Consider the following 23,448-nt stretch of genomic DNA (forward strand, 5'->3'; position numbering starts at 1 on the left):
TGGAGGATTACCCAAGTCCGGCTGAAGGGAACGGTCTTGAAAACCGTCAGGCGTGTAAAAGCGTGCGTGGGTTCGAATCCCACATCCTCCTTAATATTAACGCGGGATGGAGCAGCTCGGTAGCTCGTCGGGCTCATAACCCGAAGGTCGTAGGTTCAAATCCTGCTCCCGCAATATTGGCTCGGTAGCTCAGTTGGTAGAGCAATGGATTGAAGCTCCATGTGTCGGCGGTTCGATTCCGTCTCGCGCCATTTCTTATATTACACGGAAGGGTAGCGAAGAGGCTAAACGCGGCGGACTGTAAATCCGCTCCTTCGGGTTCGGGGGTTCGAATCCCTCCCCTTCCATCCTCTACGGGCATAGTTTAAAGGTAGAACTAAGGTCTCCAAAACCTTCAGTGTGGGTTCAATTCCTACTGCCCGTGTTTAATAGTATGGCGGGTGTGGTGAAGTGGTTAACACACCAGATTGTGGCTCTGGCATGCGTGGGTTCGATCCCCATCACTCGCCTATTTTATATTATTGGGGTATAGCCAAGCGGTAAGGCAAGGGACTTTGACTCCCTCATGCGTTGGTTCGAATCCAGCTACCCCAGTTACTATTTGCCGGCGTGGCGGAATTGGCAGACGCGCTGGACTCAAAATCCAGTGTCCGCAAGGACGTGCCGGTTCGACCCCGGCCGCCGGTATAGTATTAAAGACAAGGTTTTCGGACCTTGTCTTTTTCTTTTATTTGTTGAATTTGTAACGCTGAGTTACTTAAAATTACTAGTTTTATAACAAATCATCTAATTTATCCGCTAATTTTTGTTGCTTGCTTGGATACAAATGAGAGTATGTATCTATTGTTGTAGTTATAGAAGCATGTCCTAATCTTTCTTTTACGACAAGATAATCTTCTCCTTGGTTTATTAGTAGGGAAGCATGTGAATGCCTGAAGTCATGAATTCTTATTTTTTTTAAAGAACTATCTCTTTGTAATATTTTTTTATATTGTTTTTCGATTGAATCCTTAGTTATCGTAATCGGGCTATTTTGAAATATCTGTAGATCATCTAGGTTGGTTGTAAATTCTTTTAATCTTTCATGCTGTGTTTGCCTCCATTCTTCTAGTGTCTCCACTAGTTTGGTGTTCATGATGATTCTTCGGGTTCCAGCTTTTGTCTTTGTACTACTAATGTGTTCTTCACCTTTTTTAACGTATATTGATTTACTTACATGGATTGTATTTGTAGAAAACTCTATGTCCTTCCACGTTAGAGCAAGAGCTTCTCCGAGTCTTAGACCAGTAAAAAATAGAACTGTGAATAGTAATTTTATATTGTATTCATCGTTGCTAAATAGTGTTAAGAAATGCTTAAATTCTTTTACTGTCCAGAAATTTAATTTTACTTTTTCTATGGGTAATTTTTTCAGTAATCCTACGGGATGTTCCTTGTAAAATCCCTTTCTTAATCCAACATCCAGAATTTTCTTTAGTAAAATTATAATTTTATTAATAGTGTTTGGACTTAGCTTCTTTTCTGAGTTTTGAGTATTTTTATCTCTTAGATGTTCTCTGAATTGATAGATATCTTCATAAGTTAATTTAGCTACATCATCAACTTTTTCAAAATAGTTTTTTATATGCCTGTTATAGTTGTTTTCTTGTGTATCTATATAGCTTTGTTTTCTGTTGTTTATTCTATCCTCTTCTTTTAAGAGATCATAAAGGATATCAATTGATATTTTTGAGTTGAAACTTTTTTCTTTAAGTTCGACACTTCGTAAGTATTGTTCGGCCTCCAATGCTTCTTTTTTAGTTTTGAATCCTTTTCTTACAATTCTACGTTGTTTTAGAGATATTGGATTTATACCATTGGAAACATCAACAATCCAAGTTCCGTCTCTACTTTTACGTAAAGCCATAAGCTACGCTTCTTTCTGGAGTTCAATTCCTAATAGTTCTTCTGCGACACTGGCTGGAATTGTACCAATCCTTTTGTTATCGTAGATGTTAAAACCACGATTCACTAATAGTAATTTGCCGGTATGGATAATCTTTCTTGCAGTTCCTGGAGCAAATCCAAGTTCGATAAGGTCATCTTTTGTTACAGTTTTAATCATGTGATCTCCTTTTCTAATTAGATTAAGTAAGGGGAGGATTAACTCCCCTTGTCTGATATTTATTTTTGTTTTACATCTACTAAATGGATAGCATCTGCCTTGTAATACATTGTCGAACTAATCATAGTAGCTTGTAAATTGTCAAATGTAACTGGTACTTCATCCATTGCTTGGATATAGTCATTATCAACCAAGGCATCTGGATTGTCTACTGAGACTTGGGTTGATTTCTTTTTGAATTGTCCATCCTTAATTGTTACATTGTATTTCCAACCAATGATTCTATCGGTATTAAAACGTCTTTCGCTACCATCTCGGTTTTTGATAATTTCTCCGTTTGCATCTGCTCGGACTTCCGTTTCAAATTTTGGAATAACTTCATCCAATTCAAATTTTGTTCCAATGTTATTAAAATTCCAGTCATTTTGTGAAAGCATTTTTGCCATAATTAATTTCTCCTTTTGATATTTTCTTTGATTGTGGGGATCAAATCCTCTCTTTTAAAGAGAATTGCCCTTTCTATTAATCCACTTGCTAAATCTGGTGGATATTCCATATTGTTGAGTGCGAGATAGTTAGATTTCTCATACTCATGCAGTAAGTTATTGTCGTATAGAAATTTATACGCTTTTAGAATAGCTCCAGAACCTTTATAGGTAAACCATTCTAATTTTTGTTCTAGTTCTGTTTTTGGTTTTGAAATAATGATAGAGACAGGTTTTGAGTGACCTAAAAACTTTTCCCAAGATCTCAAGGGTTTTGAGAAGTGACTATCACTATAGAACCTCACTTTTTCTTTGAGATATCCCTTGGTAAAGTTGAGAAGATCTATTTCTGAATGCAACCATTCTTGAATGAAGTAGTGAGCTTTTTCTTTCCTAAGTTCTAACTCAGTTCTTATCCAATTTTCTATATACCGCTTGCTGATACCGAGCTTCTCAGCTCGTTCTAAGCGTTTATCGTAAATTCTAAGTCTTTCATCATCATTGGGTTTTCTCAAATATAAGGTCTGGCCGATTGTTTCATCTCCGTAGGTATTGTAGTAGGTACTTTTTCCATATATAAAGCGTTTCTTCTGACAAATCTTTAGAAGCTGATTAGGAGTGAAATAGGGTGTTTCATTAAAATCATCTATTGCAATATCAATTCGTCTTACTGAAAATTGATTGTAATTGTAGTAGAGGTTGTTCAGAAACTGTCTTTCGGACAGACTATTTGGATCTAATACCATATCTCTATAGAACTCGAGTGCCTGTCCTGACATGACAAGCATGTAGGACGACTCTTTCGCTCCATAGTAGATACGGATATTTCCATAATGAAGCTGGCTATCATAGTTATAGTATTTAAGGCTCCCTATATTCTCAATAAATAGGTCATAGTCAAGAAATAGAATGTCTTCGATTATTTCTCTTGGCGAAAATTCAGTCTTGTCAAACTGAATTTGAATCCAGTCAAATACAGAACGTAAATGTTCATTTTTTGCCATAGATTTTGATTCAACTTTTTGCCTAATTTTGCCACCCTTAAAATCTGCGAAACCCTTGGCAATACTGAATTCTTTCGATGGTACACCTAACTTGCAGAGGGTGGTGTTACTACACACCCTATCGGTCAAAAATGGTCCGTCCGCATCTACGCTCATTTTCGGCTTTCTGCCTCATGGCTCAGCCGAAAACTCGCTATTAGCCGAACCTATTTTTTGACCTCTTGTTAACAAACCCTAGTAAGCCGGTTTGCATCGACTCTTCAATATCTTGGATTTTCTTTTTTAGGTTGGAATTCTCAATTTTTATCAGTCGCATTTCTCGCTTAAATTCCTTTTTTAAGGCGCTCAGTTCATCGTAGAGCTCATCTATTACTTGGTTTAGGGATTCATGTTCATTGTCTGCTAGACTCCCAAATACGGCTTGTATAGCCTCTTTTAGACCTATTTCAAGTTTTAGTTTAGCTAACTTTTGAAATTGTCTAAGGTCTTCGTCTGTAAAATCATAGGCAACTGTATAACTTAATTGATGAGTTCTGGGATTTCTACTGATAGGAACTTTAATTTTCTTAAATTCCTTGCCACTTATCTCTTTAATCAGTTGAATCCAATTTTTAAGAGTAGAGGTAGAGTTTAGGCCAGAAATTTGATTGACTAACTCTTTATTGGTCATCTTTTTGTGAAACCTCCGAAATTTTCTTGTGCAACTGAAGAGTTTTCTGTGGTATAATTGTTACATAATATGTTTTGATCTTGGAACGAACGGCACATTTGTTTCAAGATTTTTTATTTTGTCGAATCCTACCTCCTTTATTAAAATTTTTTAAATCGACTACTAGTTACATACGCTTTTACCTCCTTTTATGCTATAATATTCTCAATGGAATATTCAATCTCAAAATAAATATTCCTTATGGAATAATTCTATTTTATACCGTTTAGAATATTTTGTCAAGCTAAAATATACGAATAAGAATATCTATAGGAGAATTATGTATACAGAGGATTATAAATTTTCAGAGAGGTTAAAAACTCTCAGAAAATCAAAAAAGTTAACTCAAGTACAAATATCGGAATTAATTGGAGTTCAACAAGGGACATATTCTCGGTGGGAGAATGGAACGTTAGAACCAGGATTAGAATTCGTTGTGAAATTAGCAAATATCTTTGGGACTACTACAGATTATTTGCTGGGACAAAAACCTTATTCAATTATCAGTAGTTTACCTCTAGAACAATTAGATCTTACCAATATTGCAAACTTTTCAAAGGATGAGTTTGATATTTTGAAACATTCAATAGCAGTTTCGGTGGCAAGAAATAAAATAAAGGCAACAGAACTAAAAGATAGAGTTATAGAAAAAAATCAGTTGTCAGAAAAAGATGCAGAACTTTTGAATAAGATTTTTGAAGAAGTTAAAACTTATTGGGAAAATTAGGAGGACGCTAGTCTTCAAAATTCCCTCCCAAAATGTGTCCAAAATATTGACAGAATTCTAGCTTTTCATTATAGTTCTTATGGAACTTTTTTTCTACAACAAAATAGGCTCCATAATATCCATAGGGGATTTACCCACTACAAATAGTATAGAGCCGGTTTTATTAATGTCCTGCATTTCCTAATAAGTTAACCATGACAACACCAATGATAATCAAAATTAAACCGATAATGCTATAAACATTTAGTGTTTCTTTGAAAATCATTACTGCGATAGAGGCTGTCAAAACTAAACCGACAGCTGACCATGTTGCATAAGCTATTCCTAAAGGAATTTTTTGCATTGCTAGTGAGAGGAAATAGAAACAAACGCCATAGCTAAGTAGGGCAGAAACGGTTGGAATAGGCTTTGTAAAACCGTCTGATAATTTCAAAAGGTTAGTTCCCAATATCTCTCCTACAATGGCGATAAAAAGATAAAAGTATGACATGTCTTTAACCTCCTATATGTCATGTTTTTGCTCTAAGAGCTATTATAGCTATCCGTTTTTTATAAATCTTGGCACAAGTCATGAGAATTTGTAGTAAAACTGTGGCAGACACTTTTTCAGAACCAATAGCTGATAAGTTTAGTATATCATAAGATAAATTTTAAAAAAAGTCTTGATTTATTTCAATGTCTTGCGTGGTCTCGATTTTACTGGTAAAATTACTTTTAAGAACTTTAAAAAAGAGGTTTCTATATTTGACAAAACAATGACTTGTTGTCCCGAATGTGGGCATCCTTTGGAGAAAAAATTTTTAAAAGATGAGGGAGATATTCCTTATTGTTCACAATGTGCGAGTTTTCGTTTTCCAGTCTTTAATACAGCAATTAGTGCGATTTTATTTAATGAAAAACATGATAAGATTCTCTTGATTAAGCAATATGACATGGCTGAGCATATTTTGCTAGCTGGTTATGTGTCTAATGATATTCACAACCAATTTCTACAATCATTAAAGGCAATTAATTTAGCCTCTCTTATTACGGATATGGGTAATAAAATTGCACAAAACTAGTCCAAAACTCTTTTTAATAAGGAGTATACTTTCTAGCATTTTATAGTTACTAAAAAGTATCTAAACTTTGGAAGTGATACTAAGTTTTAAAAAATATTATGGAAAAAAAGCTTATAAAATCAATATTTCTGAGATTTAAAACTAATAATATTAGACTCAAAATCCAGTGTCCGCAAGGACGTGCCGGTTCGACCCCGGCCGCCGGTATAGATTATAAAGGAGTTTTACTCCTTTTTTTGTTTTATTTTTTTCTTTTTTGTGATATAATTAACCGGTAAAGTTTCTTTTGGTGAATTAGAAGGAGTTAATTTTGTCTGAAGTTGCAAATAAAATCGATCGATTTTTAAATTCTATTTTATTGTTATCTGAAAATCAGCATGAGATTTTAGTTGGTTCTTGTACAAGTGGTGTTTCATTAACCAACACTCAGGAACATATTTTGATGCTGGTTGCTGATGAAGCTCTAACAAATTCTGTCTTAGCTAAGAAATTGAATGTTAGTCAGGCGGCTATCACGAAGGCTGTGAAGCCATTATTAAGTCAAGGGATGCTAGAGACTTATCGAGATGAGAATGATGCTCGGGTTCTTTATTATCGCTTAACTGAGATTGGTAAGCCGATTGCATTAGAGCATCAGCACCACCATCAGCATACCCTTCACACTTATGAGGATGTTTTGTCGAAGTTTACTAAGAATGAGCAGGGGGTCATTTCGCGGTTTTTAGATTTATTGGAAGAGGAGTTATAGTTTGAGGTATATTACGGTTTCAAATTTATCGTTCTATTATGATCGAGAACCGGTTCTGGAAGGGATCAATTACTACTTAGACAGTGGAGAGTTTGTTACGCTGACTGGTGAGAATGGGGCTGCTAAGTCAACCTTGATTAAGGCTAGTCTTGGCATTCTACAGCCCAAGGTCGGGACAGTTGAGATTTCAAAGACAAATGTAAAGGGAAAGAAGTTAAGGATTGCTTATTTGCCACAACAGATTGCTAGTTTTAATGCAGGATTTCCCAGTACGGTCTATGAATTTGTGAAGTCAGGTCGGTATCCTCGTAAAGGCTGGTTTCGAAAGTTGAATGAGCACGATGAAAAGCATATTCTAAAGAGTTTAGAATCTGTTGGGATGCTGGAGTTCAAGGATAGGGCGATTGGTTCTTTGTCTGGTGGTCAGAAACAACGGGCTGTCATTGCTCGGATGTTTGCTTCAGATCCGGATATCTTTGTTTTAGATGAACCGACAACAGGGATGGATGCGACGACAAAGAGTGATTTTTATGAGTTGATGCATCACAGTGCGCATCACCATCAAAAATCTGTTTTGATGATTACGCATGATCCTGAAGAGGTTAACCAGTTTGCGGATCGGAATATTCATTTGGTTCGCGACCAGAGCTCTCCTTGGAGATGTTTTAACGTCCATGATATAGAAGGGGAGGGTGACCATGCTTGATTTATTCCAGTATGATTTTATGCAGCGAGCCTTGTTGGCTATGGTTGCCATGAGTCTTTTTTCTCCTGTATTAGGGATTTTCTTGATTTTAAGACGGCAGAGTCTTATGAGTGATACGCTAAGTCACGTCTCTCTTGCGGGTGTCGCTTTTGGGCTTTTCCTTGGGATCTCTCCAACGCTCTCGACCATGATCATTGTCATTATTGCTGCGGTTTTTCTTGAGTATTTGCGGACCTTATTTAAGGATTTTATGGAGATCGGGACGGCAATTTTAATGTCCACTGGTCTTGCCCTAGCTTTGGTACTGATGCATGGTGGTGGGAAGAGCTCCATGAGCTTGGATCAGTATTTGTTTGGTTCTACCCTAACCATTACGGATGAACAGGTGATTGCCTTGTTTGTGATTGCTTTCGTTGTATTAGTGCTGACGGCCTTATTCTTGCGGCCTATGTATATTTTGACCTTTGATGAAGATACGGCCTTTGTGGATGGGCTTCCGGTCCGGACCATGTCCATCTTATTTAATGTGGTAACGGGGGTTGCTATCGCCTTGATGATTCCTGCAGCAGGTTCTTTATTGGTTTCAACCATCATGGTCTTACCGGCTAGTATTGCGCTGAAATTAGGGAAGAACTTCCGTGGGGTCATGTTGATTGCGGTCATTATTGGCTTTATCGGGATGTTTAGTGGGTTGATTTTGTCTTATATTGCAGATACACCAGCAAGTGCCAGCATCACGCTTTTATTTGTGGCCTTGTTCTTGCTTGTGAATCTTGGATCACGTTTGAGGAAGTAAATATGAAATTTAAAAAAATAGGTTTAATGTTGTTGGTGGCTTTTGCTCTTATCTTAACTGCTTGTGGCAAAAGTCAGAGTCAAAATGGAAAATTAAAAGTGATGACCACTTTTTATCCTGTTTATGATTTTACAAAAAATATTGTCGGAGATGAAGGAACGGTAGACCTGCTCATTGGAGCGGGATCAGAGCCTCATGAATATGAATTGTCTGCTAAGGGACGGGCTATGATTCAAGATTCGGATGTTTTCGTCTATGAGAATGAAAACATGGAAACGTGGGTTCCAAATCTTTTGAAATCAATGAAGGATAAGAAAACCAAAGTGATCGATGCCACCAAGGGCATGGTCTTGCTTCCTGGATTGGAAGAGGAACATGAACACGAAGGGGGCGAAGAACACCATCATGAATATGATCCTCACCTTTGGCTCTCTCCACATCGTGCCATGAAGATGGTAGAGTCGATTCGCGATCAGTTGGTCGCAGCTTATCCAGATAAGAAAAAGACGTTTGAGAAAAATGCGCAAGCTTATTTGAAGAAGTTACAGGCTTTGGATCAAGCTTATCAGGATGGCTTGAAAGATGCTAAGCAAAAGAATTTTGTGACCCAACACGCGGCTTTCCGTTACTTGGCCTTGGATTATGGCTTAAACCAAGTGGCTATTTCAGGGATTTCACCTGATAGCGAACCTTCTGCTGCACGATTGCGTGAATTGACAGAGTATATCAAGAAAAATGAGATCAAGGTGATTTACTTTGAGGAAAATGCTTCTAAGTCCTTGGCGAAAACCTTGTCTTCTGAAGCTGGTGTTGAGTTGGCTGTCTTAAATCCTTTGGAAAGCCTGACGGATCAAGAAATGAAAGATGGCGAAGACTACGTGTCTGTTATGAAGGAGAATCTGAAGGCACTAGAGAAAACCACATCCCAAGCTGGTAAGGATATTCAACCGGAACATGAGGAAGATTCTAAGACGGTTCAAAAAGGCTATTTCGAGGATAACCAAGTGAAGGATCGTAGCTTGGCAAATTACGCGGGTGATTGGCAATCGGTTTATCCATACTTACAAGATGGAACTTTGGATCAGGTCTTTGATTATAAGGCAAAACTAAACCCAACCATGACTGCTGCTGAGTATAAGGAATATTATACCAAGGGTTACCAAACAGATATTGATCGGATTAAGATTGATAAGGATTCAATGGAGTTTTATCAAAAAGGATCTTCTAAGAAATATACCTATAAATACGTAGGTAAGCACATCTTGACTTATAAGAAGGGGAATCGTGGTGTTCGGTATCTCTTTGAAGCCAAGGAGAGCGATGCGGGAGACTTCAAATATGTTCAATTTAGTGACCATGAAATTACTCCGGTAAAGGCAGCTCACTTCCACATTTTCCATGGAGGAAAGAGTCAAGAAGCGCTTTATGATGAGTTAGAAAATTGGCCAACTTATTATCCTTCGAACTTATCTGGTTTAGAAGTGGCACAGGAAATGCTGGCTCATTAAAAGTTGTATCAAAAGAGAGACTAGGACTGATTATCCCGGTCTCTTTTTGATTAAAAATGGGGAGTGAAGCTTGTCAAATGCATGAAAATACGTTACAATGAAAGGGCTTTAAACTAAAAAAATGTATGGGGAATTTTAAATGAAAAAAGTTGGTGCAATTCTTGTGAGTCTTCTTAGCGTGGTCTTATTGGCGGCTTGTTCGCAGCAAGGTGCGAGCAAGAAATCAACCACTTCTTCTAGTCAAACGAATGCCTCTTCTGAAGTAAAAAAGACGGATGCTTCTAGTTCAGAAGTGAAAGACAAAGAAGAAAAAGAAGAGAAAAAAGAAGTGAAGAAAATGGATCTTGAGGCTATTGCCAATGGAGATTACAGTAGTATTGCTGGTGTCTGGCAAGATGATAAAGGAAACAAGTTAGTCTTTAATGACAAAGGTTTGGTCTCACAAGAGTTAGAGGGCTATGGAGCTTCTTTGACAGATTATGGAACAGCATCTGAAGGCATTTATGGTGGTCGTGATGGTGGCTTCTTGTTGGAGTATATCCCTGCGGGAGTAACCATTGGTGATCAGGTCGATGATCAAGGGCAAGTTGTTTTTAAGGATACATCCGATGCCTCTAAGAACCGCTTGTGGTCTGGTGTTGGAATCGCTAGTTTTGGGGAACAAGGATCGATCTACTATCATGTAGGAGATGAATAATAGAAAAAAGTCGTCTGCTTTCAGACGACTTTTTTTATGGATGTGGGGGGAGCCAAGAAAGATCGAACTGAAGCAGCTGGGCTTCAAGGAGATCTTGGTGGGAAATCTCTTGCTGCGCTTTGCCATCTAATCGGGCTTTTTGGATAAAATAGGCACCTGTAGTATGGGAGTTAGCGCAAATTTTGAGCTCATGGTTTGGAAGATGGAGAAGAACTTCTTTAAAGAGAGGGAGCCCTAGATCATAGATTGGTTTTCCTGGGCAGGTTGGGTAGAGTCCAAGGACCGACCAGATGTACCAAGCAGATAGGCTACCGTTGTCCTCATCACCTGGATAGGCTTGGAAATCTTGATGGAAAGCTTGGGATCGGATCTGGTGGATAAGGAGATTGGTATATTCGGGGTGAAGGCTGTGGCGGAAGAGGTAGGGAATGTGAAAACTGGGTTGATTGGAGATGGCGATCTGCCCAAATGGGGCTTGGGCCATCTCACTCATTTCGTGGATTTCATAGCCATATCCTCTTACGTCAAATTGAGGTTTTTGATTGGCTAAATCCAGTAGTCGTTGGGTGAAGGCTTTTTTACCGCCCATTAGCTCTATCAGGCCAGAGAGGTCGTGTAAGGCTCCAAAAGTAGCCTGGGTTGCAGAGCATTCTGCATAATCTCCTCCCCAGCTGGTAGGAGAGAAGGGCTCTTTAAAGTTTCCATTGGTGGATCGCGCTCTCATGAAACCCGTTTGGGCATCGTACAATGTTCGGTAGGAGAGGCTGGAAGCAGCATACTGAGCGGCTGTTTCTGCATGCCCCAATTGCTTGGCGACGGTGGCAATGCAAAAATCACTATAAGCATAATCGAGGCTGTGGCTAACACTTTCGTGAAAATCTTCAGGTAGGTAGCCAAGTCCTTTGTAGGTTTTATTGCCATGGCGACCAAAATGTTGCGTGGGATCCGTTTTTTGGGCTGTCTGGAGCATGGCTGTGAGCATGTTTTCATGTAGGTCTGGTGCGATCCCTTTTGTGACAGCATCTGCAAAGACTCCATCAATGAGAGTGCCTGGCATCATCCCTCGTTCATCTGGAGCCAACCATTTTGGTAGAAAACCGGTATCCTGGTACGTGTTTAAAAATCCTTCGAGAAAGTGACGGTAGTAATCGGGGTAGACAAGACTAAAGAGCGGAAAAGACGTTCGAAAGAGGTCCCAAAAACCGACATTCGTATAAGCTTTTCCTGATTTGATTTCATTATGGGCGATATCTAGGTGCCAGTCATTCCCCTTGGTATCTGTTTCATAAAAGGTTTGAGGAAAAAGGAGGAGTCGGTACAGGCAATGGTCGAAAAAGGCTTGATCACACCCTCCGTTATCTTTCACTTCAATTCGTTTTAGTAGCTGATTCCATTGATCGGCTGCTTCTTTTTTAGCTTCCTCTAGGGAAAGGTTGGGAAGATGGCTGTGAGCCATGTCTTGGGACAGATAAGAACTTCCTAATTGGACGGTCACTTCCTTGCTAGCAAAGGTGAGAAAAAGATCTTGATCGATGTGAGTGACGTTCTCGATCGGCTGGCTAAATTGCCACTGGAGATAGAAAGAGTAGGAAGTATCTGCTGTATGGGCCTGATCCAGAATGCGGAAGTGGCAGGTTTGGTCTGTAAGGGTCAAGTTCTCTAGTTCATTTGCTGCATGAAAGCAGAGAGTCAATTTTTCTGGTGCTTGAAAGCGCAGGACAGCCCCGTAGCGGCTTGGTACCAGCTCGCTTTGAATCTGATAACGTTCCGAAAAAATACGGAGGTAGTGGGGCTGGAAAACGGCTTCTTTCATCGAATAACTGCTTTGACGCCGGAAGAGGTCGGAACTTGTAACTTCTCCTGTGATGGGAGTGATAAGGCACCAAGCGTAGTCTCCTATCCAAGGACTAGGCTGGTGGGTGAGACGAAAACCCTGAAAAATAGGGAGATTGGGGTTGAAAAACCAAGCTCCTTGTTCGTGTGTCGTCTGGGGAAGGAAGTAATTCATTCCAAAAGGGACTCCGGTATAAGGGAGGGTGTTTCCGTGCGAATAGTGGGGATGATTATCACTTCCCCAGCGGGTATCGATGGTCTGGCAAGTTGTGTGCATCTTGTCTCCTTTTTCTTCATCAACCTTAAATGGTCTGTGTTTTTCTTTGAACACGCAGTGGTATTTTCTTCATTGTATCAAAGCGTTGTCAAATATGATAGCGTTTTTATCAAATGGAAAATTTTGTAGAAAAAGGGCTATAGTTTGCGTATGTATTTCCCATCTGAAATCTTTTATACTGAATAGGAAAGAATCGATACGTGTGAGGAAAATAAATGACCTATTCAAAAGAAATCGTTAGAGAATGGTTGGATCAAGTAGCAGAACGTGCTAAGGATTATCCTGAATGGGTGGATGTCTTTGAGCGTTGCTATACAGATACTTTAGACAATACAGTTGAAATCTTAGAAGATGGCTCAACTTTTGTGTTGACAGGGGACATCCCAGCTATGTGGCTTCGGGACTCGACTGCTCAGCTTAGACCATACCTTCATGTGGCAAAAAGAGATCCTCGTTTGCGCCAGACCATTGCTGGTTTGGTTAAACGCCAGATGACTTTGATTCTCAAGGATCCCTATGCCAATTCTTTTAATATTGAGGAAAACTGGAAGGGTCACCACAAAACAGACCATACAGATCTCAATGGCTGGATTTGGGAACGCAAGTATGAAGTGGATTCGCTTTGCTATCCCTTGCAGTTAGCTTATCTTCTGTGGAAAGAAACTGGTGAGACTAGCCAGTTTGATGAAACTTTTGTTACGGCGACCAAGGAGATCCTTCATCTCTGGACGGTGGAGCAAGATCACAATAACTCACCATACCGTTTCGTCCGTGATACCGATCGTAAGGAAGACACTTTGGTTAATGATGGTTTTGGACCTGACTTTGCCGTGACAGGAATGACCTGGTCAGCCTTTCGTCCAAGTGATGACTGCTGTCAGTATAGCTACTTGATTCCATCCAATATGTTTGCAGTCGTTGTCTTAGGTTATGTCCAAGAAATCTTTGCAGAATTAAATCCAGCTGATGGTGAGAGTATCATTGCTGATGCCAAACGATTGAAAGTGGAGATTCAAGAAGGAATCGAAAATTACGCCTACACGACTAATAGCAAGGGCGAGAAGGTTTATGCCTTTGAAGTGGATGGTCTAGGAAATGCTAGCGTCATGGATGACCCTAACGTACCAAGTTTGTTAGCTGCTCCCTATTTGGGTTACTGTGATGTCAACGATGAAGTCTACCAAGCTACTCGTCGCACCATTTTGAGCCCTGAAAATCCTTACTTCTATGAAGGGAAGTACGCAAGTGGGCTGGGAAGTTCCCATACCTTTTATCGCTATATTTGGCCGATTGCTTTATCCATCCAAGGATTGACAACGACGGATAAGGCAGAGAAGAAATTCTTGCTCGATCAGTTGGTTGCCTGCGATGGAGGAACGGGTGTCATGCACGAAAGTTTCCACGTGGACGATCCAACTAAATACTCGCGTGAATGGTTCTCATGGGCCAACATGATGTTCTGCGAGTTGGTCTTGGATTACTTGGATATTCGCTAATGAGCTATCGCTCGACAGATTCTGGGAAAGAATCACAAATATATTTTTAAGTTAGAATGAGGTTTTACTCATGGAAAATGTTGTTGTACATATTATTTCTCACAGCCACTGGGATCGTGAGTGGTATCTACCTTTTGAAAGTCACCGCATGCAATTGGTGGAACTCTTTGACAATCTGTTTGATCTTTTTGAAAATGATCCTGAGTTCAAGAGCTTCCACCTAGATGGACAAACCATTGTTCTCGATGACTATTTAGAAATTCGCCCTGAAAACCGTGACAAGGTGCAGCGTTATATCGACGAAGGCAAACTCAAGATCGGACCATTCTATATCTTGCAGGATGATTACTTGATCTCCAGTGAAGCCAACGTCCGCAATACCTTGATTGGACAGGCTGAATGCGCTAAATGGGGCAAATCTACTCAAATTGGTTACTTCCCAGATACCTTTGGAAATATGGGACAAGCTCCTCAAATCCTTCAAAAATCAGGTATTCACGTAGCAGCCTTTGGTCGTGGAGTCAAACCAATCGGATTTGACAACCAAGTCCTCGAAGATGAGCAGTTTACCTCTCAATTTTCTGAAATGTACTGGCAAGGGGCGGATGGTAGTCGTGTGCTGGGCATTCTCTTTGCCAACTGGTACAGTAATGGGAATGAAATTCCGGTGGATAAAGACGAAGCTTTGGCTTTCTGGAAACAAAAATTGGCAGATGTTCGTGACTATGCCTCAACCAACCAATGGTTGATGATGAATGGTTGTGACCACCAACCGATTCAACGAAATTTGAGTGAAGCTATTCGCGTGGCCAATGAACTTTTCCCTGATGTGACCTTTATTCATAGCTCTTTTGATGACTATGTGCAAGCAGTGGAAAGTGCCCTTCCTGAGCAATTATCAACAGTTACAGGAGAATTGACCAGTCAGGAAACCGATGGTTGGTACACACTTGCCAATACCTCTTCTTCACGCGTTTATCTTAAACAAGCCTTTCAAGAAAATAGCAACTTACTCGAGCAAGTGGTGGAACCTTTGACCATCATCACTGGTGGACATAACCACAAGGATCAATTGACCTATGCCTGGAAGACGCTCTTACAAAATGCGCCACACGATAGTATTTGTGGATGTAGCGTGGATGATGTTCACCGTGAAATGGAAGTTCGTTTCGCTAAGGTCAATCAAGTCGGAAACTTTGTCAAGACCAACCTCCTCAATGAATGGAAAGAGAAACTCGCGACTCAAAAAGCCCAGAGCGAGCATCTCTTTACGGTTATGAACACTGGCTTGCATGATAAGGTGGATACCGTCAGCACGATTGTCGATGTTGCGGTTTGTCCATTTAAGGAATTGCACCCGACAGAAGGCTTCAAGAAAATGGCCGCTTTGACCTTGCCAGACTATCATGTGGAGGAATTAGATGGGCATCTTGTAGAAGCGAAGATTGAAGATTTGGGAGCAAGTTTTGGCTATACCTTGCCTAAGGATAAATTCCGTCAACCTTATATCGCCCGTCAAGTGCGCGTGACGGTTCCAGTTCACCTAGCGCCTCTTTCTTGGACCACCTTCCAGCTTCTGGAAGGAAAAGCTTCCTATCATGATGGGATTTACCAAAATGGGGTTCTCGATACGCCGTTTGTAACCCTCAGTATTGATGATGGCTTGACCCTTTACGACAAGACGACCAATGAGGCTTATGAGAACTTCCTTGGCTTCGAAGACCGTGGTGATATTGGCAATGAATACATTTACTTCCAACCAAAAGGAACGGAACCAATCTATGCGGAGCTGAAAAACCATGAGGTCTTGGAAAATAATGCTCGCTATGCCAGAGTCTTGCTCAAACATAACTTGACCATCCCGATCAGCGCAGATGAACAATTGGATGCGGAACAAAGAGGCATTATCGAGTTTATGAACCGCAAGGCAAGTCGCTCAGAAGAGCTGACAACCATCCCGCTAGAAACGGAAATGACGGTCTTTGTGGATGACCCACAAATTCGCTTCAAGACGCGCTTTACCAATACTGCTAAGGATCACCGCATCCGTCTTTTGGTCAAAACTCACAACACACGTCCAAGCAATGACTCGGAAAGCATCTATGAAGTTGTGACAAGACCAAATAAACCAGCAGCTTCTTGGGAAAATCCTGAAAATCCACAACACCAACAAGCCTTTGTCAGCTTGTATGATGATGTTAAAGGAGTGACAGTATCCAATAAAGGATTGCACGAGTATGAAATTCTTGGAGATGACACCATGGCTGTAACCCTTCTTCGTGCTTCAGGCGAACTCGGTGACTGGGGTTACTTCCCAACGCCGGAAGCTCAGTGCTTGCGTGATATCGAAGTTGAATTTGCAGTAGAATGCCACCAAGCAGGAGAACGCTTCTCAGCTTTTCGTCGTGCCAAAGCCTTCCAGGTGCCATTTACAGCTCTTCAAGTTGAAAAACAAGAGGGTAGCGTTGCAGCAACGGGTAGCCTCTTTAACCATCCGGCACTGAACTTGCCACAAGTCTGCCCAACAGCCTTTAAGGTGGCTGAGAATGAAGAAGGTTATGTCCTTCGTTACTACAACATGAGTCAAGAAAATATCCATGTGTCTGAAAAACAACAAACTATTCTTGACTTGCTGGAACGCCCATACCCAGTCCATTCAGGACTATTAGCACCACAAGAAATTCGTACAGAATTGATTCAAAAAGAAGAAATTTAATTTCAAAAAGTAAACATAAACAGAAAGGAGGAGCGAAAAAGTAAGAACCAACTGCTGATTCGCTCCTTTTGCAGGTGAAAGCAATGACCATTGCAACGATTGATATCGGAGGGACTGGCATTAAGTTTGCTAGTCTAACTCCTGATGGAAAGATTTTAGATAAGACCAGCACCCCAACTCCAGAAACTATAGAAGATTTATTGGCTTGGTTGGACCAACGCTTGTCAGAACAGGACTATCGTGGGATTGCTATGAGTGTTCCAGGAGCGGTCAATCAAGAAACAGGTGTGATTGAGGGGATTAGTGCCATTCCTTATATCCATGGTTTTTCTTGGTATGAGGCCCTTGCTCATCACCAGCTACCTGTCCATCTAGAAAATGATGCCAACTGTGTTGGACTTAGTGAACTGCTAGTTCATCCTGAGATTGAAAATGCAGCCTGTGTTGTCATTGGCACAGGGATTGGTGGGGCCATGATTATCAATGGCAAAATTCACCGTGGTCGCCATGGCTTGGGTGGAGAGTTTGGTTACATGACAACTATCGAACCAGCAGAAAAACTCAATAACTGGTCACAACTAGCTTCTACAGGAAACATGGTTCGTTATGTGATTGAAAAATCAGGTCAGTCAGACTGGGATGGCCGTAAGGTTTATCAAGAGGCTGCAGCAGGCAATGCCCTTTGCCAAGAAGCCATTGAGCGGATGAATCGTAATCTAGCTCAAGGACTACTCAATATTCAGTACCTGATCGACCCTGATGTCATTAGCCTAGGTGGTTCTATCAGTCAGAACCCAGATTTTATCAAAGGGGTGCAAAAAGCGGTAGACGTCTTTGAGGAAAGATATGAAGAGTATACAATTGCGCCAGTGATCCAAGCTTGCACCTATCAGGCAGATGCCAATCTCTACGGTGCCCTCGTCAACTGGTTACAGGAGGAAAACCAATGGTAACTTTTACAGGACTTAGTCCCAAACAAGCCCAAGCTATCGAAGCATTAAAACATCACATCTCCCTACCAGATGTAGAAGTGGCGGTTGCTCAGTCTGACCAAGCTTCTATCTCTATCAAGGGTGAGGGTGGAGAATATCAATTGACTTATCGCAAACCTCACCAACTCTATCGCGCCTTGTCTGTTCTCGCAACAGCTTTAGAAGAAGGTGATAAGGTGGAGATTGAGGAGCAAGCAGCCTATGAAGATTTAGCCTATATGGCGGACTGTTCCCGTAATGCGGTTCTAAATGTCGCATCTGCCAAGCAGATGATTGAAGTCTTGGTTCTCATGGGTTATTCAACCTTTGAGCTCTACATGGAAGACACCTATCAAATCGAGGGGCAACCTTACTTTGGTTATTTCCGTGGAGCTTATGCTGCTGAAGAGTTACAGGAAATTGAAGCCTATGCCCAGCAGTTTGACATGACTTTTGTTCCTTGTATCCAGACATTAGCCCACTTGTCGGCCTTTGTCAAATGGGGGGTCAAAGAAGTCCAGCAACTTCGTGATGTAGAGGACATTCTCCTCATCGGCGAAGAAAAAGTTTACGACCTAATCGACGGCATGTTTGCTACTTTGTCTAAACTACAAACACGCAAGGTCAATATCGGCATGGACGAAGCTCACTTGGTTGGTTTGGGACGCTACCTCATCTTAAATGGTGTTGTGGACCGTAGCCTCCTCATGTGCCAACATTTGGAGCGCGTGCTGGATATTGCAGACAAGTATGGTTTCCACTGCCAGATGTGGAGCGATATGTTCTTCAAACTCATGTCAGCAGATGGCCAGTACGACCGTGATGTCGAAATTCCAGAAGAAACTCGTGTTTATCTTGACCGTCTCAAAGACCGTGTGACCTTGGTTTACTGGGATTATTATCAGGATAGCGAAGAAAAATACAACCGTAACTTCGGCAACCACCACAAGATTAGCCAGGATATTGCCTTTGCAGGTGGTGCTTGGAAGTGGATTGGTTTCACACCGCACAACCATTTCAGCCGTCTCATCGCAGTCGAAGCTAACAAAGCCTGCCGTGCTAATAACATTAAAGAAGTCATTGTGACGGGTTGGGGAGATAATGGTGGTGAAACAGCTCAGTTTTCGATCCTGCCAAGCTTGCAAATCTGGGCAGAACTCAGCTACTGCAATGATTTAGACCGTTTGTCTGCTCACTTCAAGACCAATACCGGTTTATCGGTTGAGGACTTTATGCAGCTGGATTTGGCCAACCTTTTACCAGATATACCAGGAAATCTAAGTGGTATCAATCCCAACCGCTATGTCTTTTATCAGGATGTTCTCTGCCCAATCCTTGACAAGCACATGACACCTGAACAGGACAAACCTCACTTTGCCCAGGCAGCTGAGACTCTTTCTGACATTAAAGAAAAAGCTGGAGTCTACGCTTATCTTTTCGAAACTCAGGCCCAGTTGAATGCTATTTTAAGTGGCAAGGTTGATGTGGGACGACGTATCCGTCAAGCCTATCAAGCAGATGATAAAGACAGCTTGAAACAAATCGCCAGAGAAGAATTGCCAAAATTCAGAAGCCAGATTGAAACCTTCCACAAGCTCTTTAGCCAGCAATGGTTGAAAGAAAACAAAGTCTTTGGTTTGGATACAGTAGATATCCGTATGGGTGGGCTCTTGCAACGAATCAAGCGAGCAGAAGGCCGTATGGAGGACTATCTAGCTGGTTCCATCTCACGGATTGATGAGTTGGAAGTAGACATCTTGCCATTCAACGATTTCTACGGAGATCAGGATTTCGCAGCCACAACGGCTAATCAATGGCATACTATTGCGACAGCTTCGACTATTTATACGACCTAAAAAATGCCAAGTTGGATGATAGAAGTCTCATCCACGGTCGATAGGAGTAGAAGAGGAGCTGTGTTTACGATCGCCCTTTTCTACTCCTTTTTTAAAGCTATGTCATAAATTTGTAGAATTTTTTCTATAATTAGGAGTTTGAAAATCGAAAGGGGCTATCTTATAATAAGTGATGTAAACGCTATCAATGCATAAACACGCTCAAGACTCAAAGGGGGGAGTTAGATGAAAAAGTTTGTGAGAACTATGAGAGAAAATTTCATTTTTCTTTTAATGGTCTTACCTGGTGCAGCGTGGTTAATCTTATTCTTCTATATCCCGGTTTTTGGGAATATCGTAGCATTTAAGGACTATCATATCACAGGAGAAGGCTTCGTAGACAGTGTCATGAAGAGTAAGTGGGTTGGTTTTGACAACTTCAAGTTCCTCTTTAGTTCCAAAGATGCCTACATTATTACAAGAAACACGGTATTGTACAACTTAGGATTTATCTTCCTAGGATTGATTGTTTCCGTTGGGATCGCCATCATCTTTAGTGAGTTGAGATCAAAAAGAGTGGTAAAGGTGCTTCAAACCTCCATGCTCTTCCCATATTTCCTATCATGGGTTATCATCAGCTTCTTCACCGATGCCTTCCTAAATGTAGACAAAGGATTGGTCAACCACATCTTAACTTCATTTGGCATGAAAGCCATCAATTTCTACTCGGAATTGTGGATCTGGCCAGCGCTTCTCCTCTTCCTAGGGATATGGAAAGGCTTTGGTTATAGCAGTGTCATGTACTATGCGACCATCATGGGAATCGATCCAACCTTCTATGAAGCAGCGACCGTGGATGGTGCCTCTAAGTGGCAACGCATTCGCAACATCACCATTCCTCAGTTGTCTTCCTTGATTACAGTCTTGACCATTCTTGCAGTCGGAAATATCTTCCGCGCAGACTTCGGTCTTTTCTACCAAATCCCACACAATGCTGGAGCACTCTATAGTGTGACCAACGTTATAGATGTCTATGTCTACAACGGTTTGACCAAGTCAGGGGATATCGGGATGACTGCGGCAGCAGGGCTTTACCAATCAGTTGTCGGTCTGGTTCTTGTGTTAATCTCAAATATCATTGCCCGTCGCATTGATAAGAATGCTGCTCTCTTCTAGAAAGGAGGATCGTATGAAAAAATCAACCATTCAAAAAGAAAAAATTGATAATGTCGGGATCCATTCTTTCAGTAAGAAGAGCAACTTTTTCTTCACTTTATTGTTGACCCTAGTCGGCTTGACCTGTGTGCTTCCCTTCATCTTTGTTGTCATGATCTCTTTTACAGATGAACAAAGTTTGGCAGTCCATGGTTTCCAATTCTGGCCAGCAAAATTTGGATTTGACGGCTACCTTTTCTTGGTACAGTTTAAAGAAAAAATCTTGCAAGCCCTCTTCATTACCTTGTTTGTGACCATTGTGGGTACAGCATGTAATGTCTTTATCACAACAACCTATGCTTATGCGATCTCACGGACGACCTTTAAATACCGCAAGTTTTTTACCGTATTTTCACTCCTTAGCATGCTCTTTAGTGCAGGGTTGGTACCAAGCTACATTGTTACCACTCAACTCTTGCAGTTAGGTGATACCATCGGGGCTTTGATTATCCCAATGTTGCTCAGCCCATTTAACATCATCTTGATGCGGACCTTCTTTAAACGGACCATTCCGGAAGCCATTCTGGAATCTGCTCGGATCGATGGGGCAAGTGAAACACGGATCTTCTTCCAAATCTGCTTACCATTGTCTCTCCCAGGGATTGCAACCATTAGTCTCTTTACCGCTTTGGGATTCTGGAACGACTGGTTCAACGCCCTTCTCTATATTAAGAGTGACAACCTTTACCCATTGCAATACCTCTTGATGCAAATCCAAAACAATATGGATTACATCGCTAAAAACGTCGGGGTATCCGGCCAATTGGCAGGAGCTGTACAATCCATCCCACGGGAAACAGGACGTATGGCCATGGTGGTTGTGGCGACTGTGCCAATCGCCATTCTCTATCCATTCTTCCAACGCTACTTTGTAAAAGGCTTAACCATCGGTGGTGTGAAAGAATAGGAAAACAATCGAAAATCAACATGATTTTCAACTCATAACTTAGTCTATAAAGAAAATAACATAAAGGAGATTTTTCTTATGAAAAATTGGAAAAAATACGCGTTAGCATCTGCTAGTGTCATTGCTCTTGGAGCTACTCTTGCTGCTTGTGGGAACCTTACAGGGAACAACAAGAAATCAGCAACAACAGAAGATGGTAAACCAATCATCAAGATGTACCAAATCGGTGACAAACCAGATAACTTGGATACCTTGTTAGAAAATGCCAACAAGATCATTGAAAAGAAAGTTGGCGCTAAATTAGATATCCAATACCTTGGTTGGGGTGACTACGCACAAAAAATGAACGTCATCATCTCATCTGGTGAAAACTATGATATTGCCTTTGCCAATAACTACGTGATCAATGCTCAAAAAGGTGCTTACGCTGACTTGACAGAGTTGTACAAGAAAGAAGGAAAAGACCTTTATAAAGCGCTTGACCCAGCTTATATCAAAGGAAACACTGTAAACGGCAAGATCTATGCTGTTCCAGTAGCAGCCAACGTTGCATCTTCTCAAAACTTTGCCTTCAACGGACCACTTGTTGAAAAATATGGTATCGACATCTCAAACGTGAAAGACTATGCTTCTCTTGAACCAGTCTTGAAAGCCATTAAAGAAAAAGATCCAAACGTTGTTCCATTTGCAATGAACAAGAGTTACGGTGGACCTTCAGATGACTTCGACTATGTGGCTGTTGATGGACTTCCATTCGTTGTTGACTTGAAAGGTGACACTACGAAGATCGTGGACCGTTACACAATCCCTCGTTATGTAGAAAACTTGAAGACTCTTCACAAATACTACGAAGCAGGATACATTCCAAAAGACGTAGCAACAAGCGATACTGGTTATGACCTTTCTCAAGATACTTGGTTGGTTCGTGAAGAAACAGTAGGGCCAGCTGACTACGGTAACAGCTTGCTTACTCGTGTAGCAAACCGTAAGATTGATATCAAACCATTTACTGAACTTTACAAGAAGAACAACACCACTCAAGTAGCTAACTTTGTTATCTCAAACAACTCTAAGAACAAAGAAAAAGCGATGGAAGTGTTGAACCTCTTGAATACAAACCCAGAACTCTTGAATGGTCTTGTGTACGGACCAGAAGGCAAGAACTGGGAAAAAGTTGACGGTAAAGAAAACCGTGTGAAAGTCTTGGATGGCTACAACGGAAACACTCACATGTCTGGATGGAACACAGGTAACAACTGGATTCTTTACATCAACGAAAATGTAACGGATGAACAAATTGCACAATCTAAGAAAGACTTGGAAACTGCAAAAGAATCTCCAGCATTAGGTTTCATCTTTAACACAGATAATGTGAAATCAGAAATCACTGCTCTTACAAATACTTTGAACCAATTCGCAGGTGCGATCAATACTGGTACTGTGGATCCTGAAGTAGAAGTTCCTAAGATGCTTGAAAAATTGAAATCAGAAGGTGCTTACCAAAAAGTGCTTGACGAAATGCAAAAACAATACGACGAATACCTTGCTTCTAAAAAATAAGAAACAGGTCGTGTAAAAAGGCTTTGGAGGGATCTCCAGAGTCTTTTTGTTTCCTTATGAAAATGAATCATGTAAATGAAAATTAAAATGTTA

The 23,448-nt window shown here is 40.9% G+C and carries 21 protein-coding genes and 8 tRNA genes; 22 read left to right on the top strand and 7 right to left on the bottom strand.

What is annotated here, in order from left to right; all coding sequences use genetic code 11:
- Nucleotide 1: 1 nt before the first annotated feature.
- The 8 genes from HMPREF9186_RS07030 (at nucleotide 2) to HMPREF9186_RS07065 (ending at nucleotide 687) form a co-directional block, all read left to right on the top strand.
- A tRNA-Ser gene (locus HMPREF9186_RS07030) sits at nucleotides 2-91 on the top strand.
- A 9-nt stretch (nucleotides 92-100) separates the two neighbouring features.
- Nucleotides 101-174, top strand: a tRNA-Met gene (locus tag HMPREF9186_RS07035).
- Between the two features lie 4 nt (nucleotides 175-178).
- Nucleotides 179-251: transfer RNA gene (locus tag HMPREF9186_RS07040), tRNA-Phe, on the top strand.
- Between the two features lie 15 nt (nucleotides 252-266).
- Nucleotides 267-347 (top strand) — tRNA-Tyr (locus HMPREF9186_RS07045).
- Nucleotides 348-353: 6 nt separating this feature from the next.
- Nucleotides 354-424: transfer RNA gene (locus HMPREF9186_RS07050), tRNA-Trp, on the top strand.
- Between the two features lie 12 nt (nucleotides 425-436).
- Nucleotides 437-509 (top strand) — tRNA-His (locus tag HMPREF9186_RS07055).
- Nucleotides 510-522: 13 nt separating this feature from the next.
- A tRNA-Gln gene (locus HMPREF9186_RS07060) sits at nucleotides 523-594 on the top strand.
- A 9-nt stretch (nucleotides 595-603) separates the two neighbouring features.
- Nucleotides 604-687: transfer RNA gene (locus tag HMPREF9186_RS07065), tRNA-Leu, on the top strand.
- An 85-nt stretch (nucleotides 688-772) separates the two neighbouring features.
- Here the strand turns inward: HMPREF9186_RS07065 and HMPREF9186_RS07070 are convergent.
- Genes HMPREF9186_RS07070 through HMPREF9186_RS07090 form a run of 5 tightly spaced genes read right to left on the bottom strand, consistent with a single transcriptional unit; the run spans nucleotide 773 to nucleotide 4,263 of the window.
- The gene (locus HMPREF9186_RS07070; RefSeq protein WP_009732034.1) at nucleotides 773-1,906 is read right to left on the bottom strand and encodes a tyrosine-type recombinase/integrase; all 1,134 of its coding nucleotides are present in this window, start codon (nucleotides 1,904-1,906) and stop codon (nucleotides 773-775) included.
- A 3-nt stretch (nucleotides 1,907-1,909) separates the two neighbouring features.
- Nucleotides 1,910-2,104: a DUF3173 domain-containing protein gene (locus HMPREF9186_RS07075; protein ID WP_000598356.1), complete on the bottom strand. Its 195-nt coding sequence runs from the start codon at nucleotides 2,102-2,104 to the stop codon at nucleotides 1,910-1,912.
- Between the two features lie 59 nt (nucleotides 2,105-2,163).
- Entirely contained in the window at nucleotides 2,164-2,550 is a 387-nt protein-coding gene (locus HMPREF9186_RS07080; protein WP_009732035.1) for a hypothetical protein, read from the bottom strand.
- 2 nt (nucleotides 2,551-2,552) lie between these two features.
- Nucleotides 2,553-3,749, bottom strand: a complete 1,197-nt coding sequence (locus HMPREF9186_RS07085; RefSeq protein WP_009732036.1) for a replication initiation factor domain-containing protein — start codon at nucleotides 3,747-3,749, stop codon at nucleotides 2,553-2,555.
- Nucleotides 3,750-3,789: 40 nt separating this feature from the next.
- Complete coding sequence (locus HMPREF9186_RS07090; RefSeq protein WP_009732037.1) at nucleotides 3,790-4,263, bottom strand: hypothetical protein; 474 nt, start codon at nucleotides 4,261-4,263, stop codon at nucleotides 3,790-3,792.
- Nucleotides 4,264-4,582: 319 nt separating this feature from the next.
- Here HMPREF9186_RS07090 and HMPREF9186_RS07095 point away from each other — a divergent pair, with 319 nt between their 5' ends.
- Nucleotides 4,583-5,029 carry a helix-turn-helix transcriptional regulator gene (locus HMPREF9186_RS07095; RefSeq protein WP_000287814.1) on the top strand — a complete coding sequence of 149 codons (447 nt, stop codon included), beginning with the start codon at nucleotides 4,583-4,585 and terminating at the stop codon, nucleotides 5,027-5,029.
- 163 nt (nucleotides 5,030-5,192) lie between these two features.
- On the opposite strand, the gene HMPREF9186_RS07100 is transcribed toward HMPREF9186_RS07095, so the two are convergent.
- The gene (locus HMPREF9186_RS07100) at nucleotides 5,193-5,519 is read right to left on the bottom strand and encodes a DMT family transporter (protein WP_009732038.1); all 327 of its coding nucleotides are present in this window, start codon (nucleotides 5,517-5,519) and stop codon (nucleotides 5,193-5,195) included.
- Nucleotides 5,520-5,691: 172 nt separating this feature from the next.
- On the opposite strand from HMPREF9186_RS07100, the gene HMPREF9186_RS07105 reads away from it, so the two are divergent.
- The 6 genes from HMPREF9186_RS07105 (at nucleotide 5,692) to HMPREF9186_RS07130 (ending at nucleotide 10,545) form a co-directional block, all read left to right on the top strand.
- On the top strand, nucleotides 5,692-6,090 hold the full coding sequence (locus HMPREF9186_RS07105) for a hypothetical protein (protein ID WP_009732039.1): 399 nt from the start codon (nucleotides 5,692-5,694) through the stop codon (nucleotides 6,088-6,090).
- 310 nt (nucleotides 6,091-6,400) lie between these two features.
- Nucleotides 6,401-6,838, top strand: coding sequence for a zinc-dependent MarR family transcriptional regulator (locus HMPREF9186_RS07110; protein WP_003004547.1), 438 nt, complete (start codon nucleotides 6,401-6,403; stop codon nucleotides 6,836-6,838).
- Between the two features lies 1 nt (nucleotide 6,839).
- Nucleotides 6,840-7,544 (top strand): metal ABC transporter ATP-binding protein, encoded by a 705-nt coding sequence (locus HMPREF9186_RS07115; protein WP_003009673.1) that lies wholly within the window; start codon nucleotides 6,840-6,842, stop codon nucleotides 7,542-7,544.
- The gene (locus tag HMPREF9186_RS07120; RefSeq protein WP_009732040.1) at nucleotides 7,537-8,340 is read left to right on the top strand and encodes a metal ABC transporter permease; all 804 of its coding nucleotides are present in this window, start codon (nucleotides 7,537-7,539) and stop codon (nucleotides 8,338-8,340) included. Before HMPREF9186_RS07115 ends, HMPREF9186_RS07120 begins: the two co-directional genes overlap by 8 nt.
- A 2-nt stretch (nucleotides 8,341-8,342) precedes the next feature.
- A complete protein-coding gene (locus tag HMPREF9186_RS07125; protein WP_009732041.1) occupies nucleotides 8,343-9,848 on the top strand; it encodes a zinc ABC transporter substrate-binding protein AdcA in 1,506 nt (501 codons plus the stop codon).
- A gap of 139 nt (nucleotides 9,849-9,987) precedes the next feature.
- Nucleotides 9,988-10,545: a DUF6287 domain-containing protein gene (locus HMPREF9186_RS07130; protein WP_009732042.1), complete on the top strand. Its 558-nt coding sequence runs from the start codon at nucleotides 9,988-9,990 to the stop codon at nucleotides 10,543-10,545.
- 34 nt (nucleotides 10,546-10,579) lie between these two features.
- Here the strand turns inward: HMPREF9186_RS07130 and HMPREF9186_RS07135 are convergent, their stop codons facing one another.
- Nucleotides 10,580-12,655, bottom strand: a complete 2,076-nt coding sequence (locus HMPREF9186_RS07135; protein ID WP_009732043.1) for a GH92 family glycosyl hydrolase — start codon at nucleotides 12,653-12,655, stop codon at nucleotides 10,580-10,582.
- A gap of 215 nt (nucleotides 12,656-12,870) precedes the next feature.
- Here HMPREF9186_RS07135 and HMPREF9186_RS07140 point away from each other — a divergent pair, with 215 nt between their 5' ends.
- The 7 genes from HMPREF9186_RS07140 (at nucleotide 12,871) to HMPREF9186_RS07170 (ending at nucleotide 23,355) form a co-directional block, all read left to right on the top strand.
- Nucleotides 12,871-14,151 carry a glycoside hydrolase family 125 protein gene (locus HMPREF9186_RS07140; RefSeq protein ID WP_009732044.1) on the top strand — a complete coding sequence of 427 codons (1,281 nt, stop codon included), beginning with the start codon at nucleotides 12,871-12,873 and terminating at the stop codon, nucleotides 14,149-14,151.
- A 70-nt stretch (nucleotides 14,152-14,221) separates the two neighbouring features.
- The gene (locus HMPREF9186_RS07145; RefSeq protein WP_009732045.1) at nucleotides 14,222-16,867 is read left to right on the top strand and encodes an alpha-mannosidase; all 2,646 of its coding nucleotides are present in this window, start codon (nucleotides 14,222-14,224) and stop codon (nucleotides 16,865-16,867) included.
- A gap of 83 nt (nucleotides 16,868-16,950) precedes the next feature.
- Nucleotides 16,951-17,820: an ROK family protein gene (locus HMPREF9186_RS07150; protein ID WP_009732046.1), complete on the top strand. Its 870-nt coding sequence runs from the start codon at nucleotides 16,951-16,953 to the stop codon at nucleotides 17,818-17,820.
- Entirely contained in the window at nucleotides 17,814-19,694 is a 1,881-nt protein-coding gene (locus tag HMPREF9186_RS07155; protein WP_009732047.1) for a beta-N-acetylhexosaminidase, read from the top strand. Before HMPREF9186_RS07150 ends, HMPREF9186_RS07155 begins: the two co-directional genes overlap by 7 nt.
- A 225-nt stretch (nucleotides 19,695-19,919) precedes the next feature.
- A complete protein-coding gene (locus HMPREF9186_RS07160; RefSeq protein ID WP_009732048.1) occupies nucleotides 19,920-20,849 on the top strand; it encodes an ABC transporter permease in 930 nt (309 codons plus the stop codon).
- A 13-nt stretch (nucleotides 20,850-20,862) separates the two neighbouring features.
- Complete coding sequence (locus tag HMPREF9186_RS07165) at nucleotides 20,863-21,795, top strand: carbohydrate ABC transporter permease (RefSeq protein WP_009732049.1); 933 nt, start codon at nucleotides 20,863-20,865, stop codon at nucleotides 21,793-21,795.
- Between the two features lie 78 nt (nucleotides 21,796-21,873).
- On the top strand, nucleotides 21,874-23,355 hold the full coding sequence (locus HMPREF9186_RS07170; protein WP_009732050.1) for an ABC transporter substrate-binding protein: 1,482 nt from the start codon (nucleotides 21,874-21,876) through the stop codon (nucleotides 23,353-23,355).
- Nucleotides 23,356-23,448 lie beyond the last annotated feature (93 nt).

The sequence above is a fragment of the Streptococcus sp. F0442 genome (genome assembly GCF_000314795.2).
Classification (GTDB): domain Bacteria; phylum Bacillota; class Bacilli; order Lactobacillales; family Streptococcaceae; genus Streptococcus.

What these genes read in the sequence shown, in the direction of transcription:
- HMPREF9186_RS07165 (WP_009732049.1), top strand. Translation starts at nt 20,863, where the DNA reads ATGAAAAAATCAACCATTCAAAAAGAAAAAATTGATAATGTCGGGATC.
- HMPREF9186_RS07155 (WP_009732047.1), top strand. Translation starts at nt 17,814, where the DNA reads ATGGTAACTTTTACAGGACTTAGTCCCAAACAAGCCCAAGCTATCGAA.
- HMPREF9186_RS07085 (WP_009732036.1), bottom strand. Translation starts at nt 3,749, where the DNA reads ATGAGCGTAGATGCGGACGGACCATTTTTGACCGATAGGGTGTGTAGT.
- HMPREF9186_RS07135 (WP_009732043.1), bottom strand. Translation starts at nt 12,655, where the DNA reads ATGCACACAACTTGCCAGACCATCGATACCCGCTGGGGAAGTGATAAT.
- HMPREF9186_RS07070 (WP_009732034.1), bottom strand. Translation starts at nt 1,906, where the DNA reads ATGGCTTTACGTAAAAGTAGAGACGGAACTTGGATTGTTGATGTTTCC.
- HMPREF9186_RS07170 (WP_009732050.1), top strand. Translation starts at nt 21,874, where the DNA reads ATGAAAAATTGGAAAAAATACGCGTTAGCATCTGCTAGTGTCATTGCT.
- HMPREF9186_RS07120 (WP_009732040.1), top strand. Translation starts at nt 7,537, where the DNA reads ATGCTTGATTTATTCCAGTATGATTTTATGCAGCGAGCCTTGTTGGCT.
- HMPREF9186_RS07075 (WP_000598356.1), bottom strand. Translation starts at nt 2,104, where the DNA reads ATGATTAAAACTGTAACAAAAGATGACCTTATCGAACTTGGATTTGCT.
- HMPREF9186_RS07095 (WP_000287814.1), top strand. Translation starts at nt 4,583, where the DNA reads ATGTATACAGAGGATTATAAATTTTCAGAGAGGTTAAAAACTCTCAGA.
- HMPREF9186_RS07145 (WP_009732045.1), top strand. Translation starts at nt 14,222, where the DNA reads ATGGAAAATGTTGTTGTACATATTATTTCTCACAGCCACTGGGATCGT.
- HMPREF9186_RS07125 (WP_009732041.1), top strand. Translation starts at nt 8,343, where the DNA reads ATGAAATTTAAAAAAATAGGTTTAATGTTGTTGGTGGCTTTTGCTCTT.
- HMPREF9186_RS07140 (WP_009732044.1), top strand. Translation starts at nt 12,871, where the DNA reads ATGACCTATTCAAAAGAAATCGTTAGAGAATGGTTGGATCAAGTAGCA.
- HMPREF9186_RS07100 (WP_009732038.1), bottom strand. Translation starts at nt 5,519, where the DNA reads ATGTCATACTTTTATCTTTTTATCGCCATTGTAGGAGAGATATTGGGA.
- HMPREF9186_RS07150 (WP_009732046.1), top strand. Translation starts at nt 16,951, where the DNA reads ATGACCATTGCAACGATTGATATCGGAGGGACTGGCATTAAGTTTGCT.
- HMPREF9186_RS07090 (WP_009732037.1), bottom strand. Translation starts at nt 4,263, where the DNA reads ATGACCAATAAAGAGTTAGTCAATCAAATTTCTGGCCTAAACTCTACC.
- HMPREF9186_RS07160 (WP_009732048.1), top strand. Translation starts at nt 19,920, where the DNA reads ATGAAAAAGTTTGTGAGAACTATGAGAGAAAATTTCATTTTTCTTTTA.
- HMPREF9186_RS07080 (WP_009732035.1), bottom strand. Translation starts at nt 2,550, where the DNA reads ATGGCAAAAATGCTTTCACAAAATGACTGGAATTTTAATAACATTGGA.
- HMPREF9186_RS07130 (WP_009732042.1), top strand. Translation starts at nt 9,988, where the DNA reads ATGAAAAAAGTTGGTGCAATTCTTGTGAGTCTTCTTAGCGTGGTCTTA.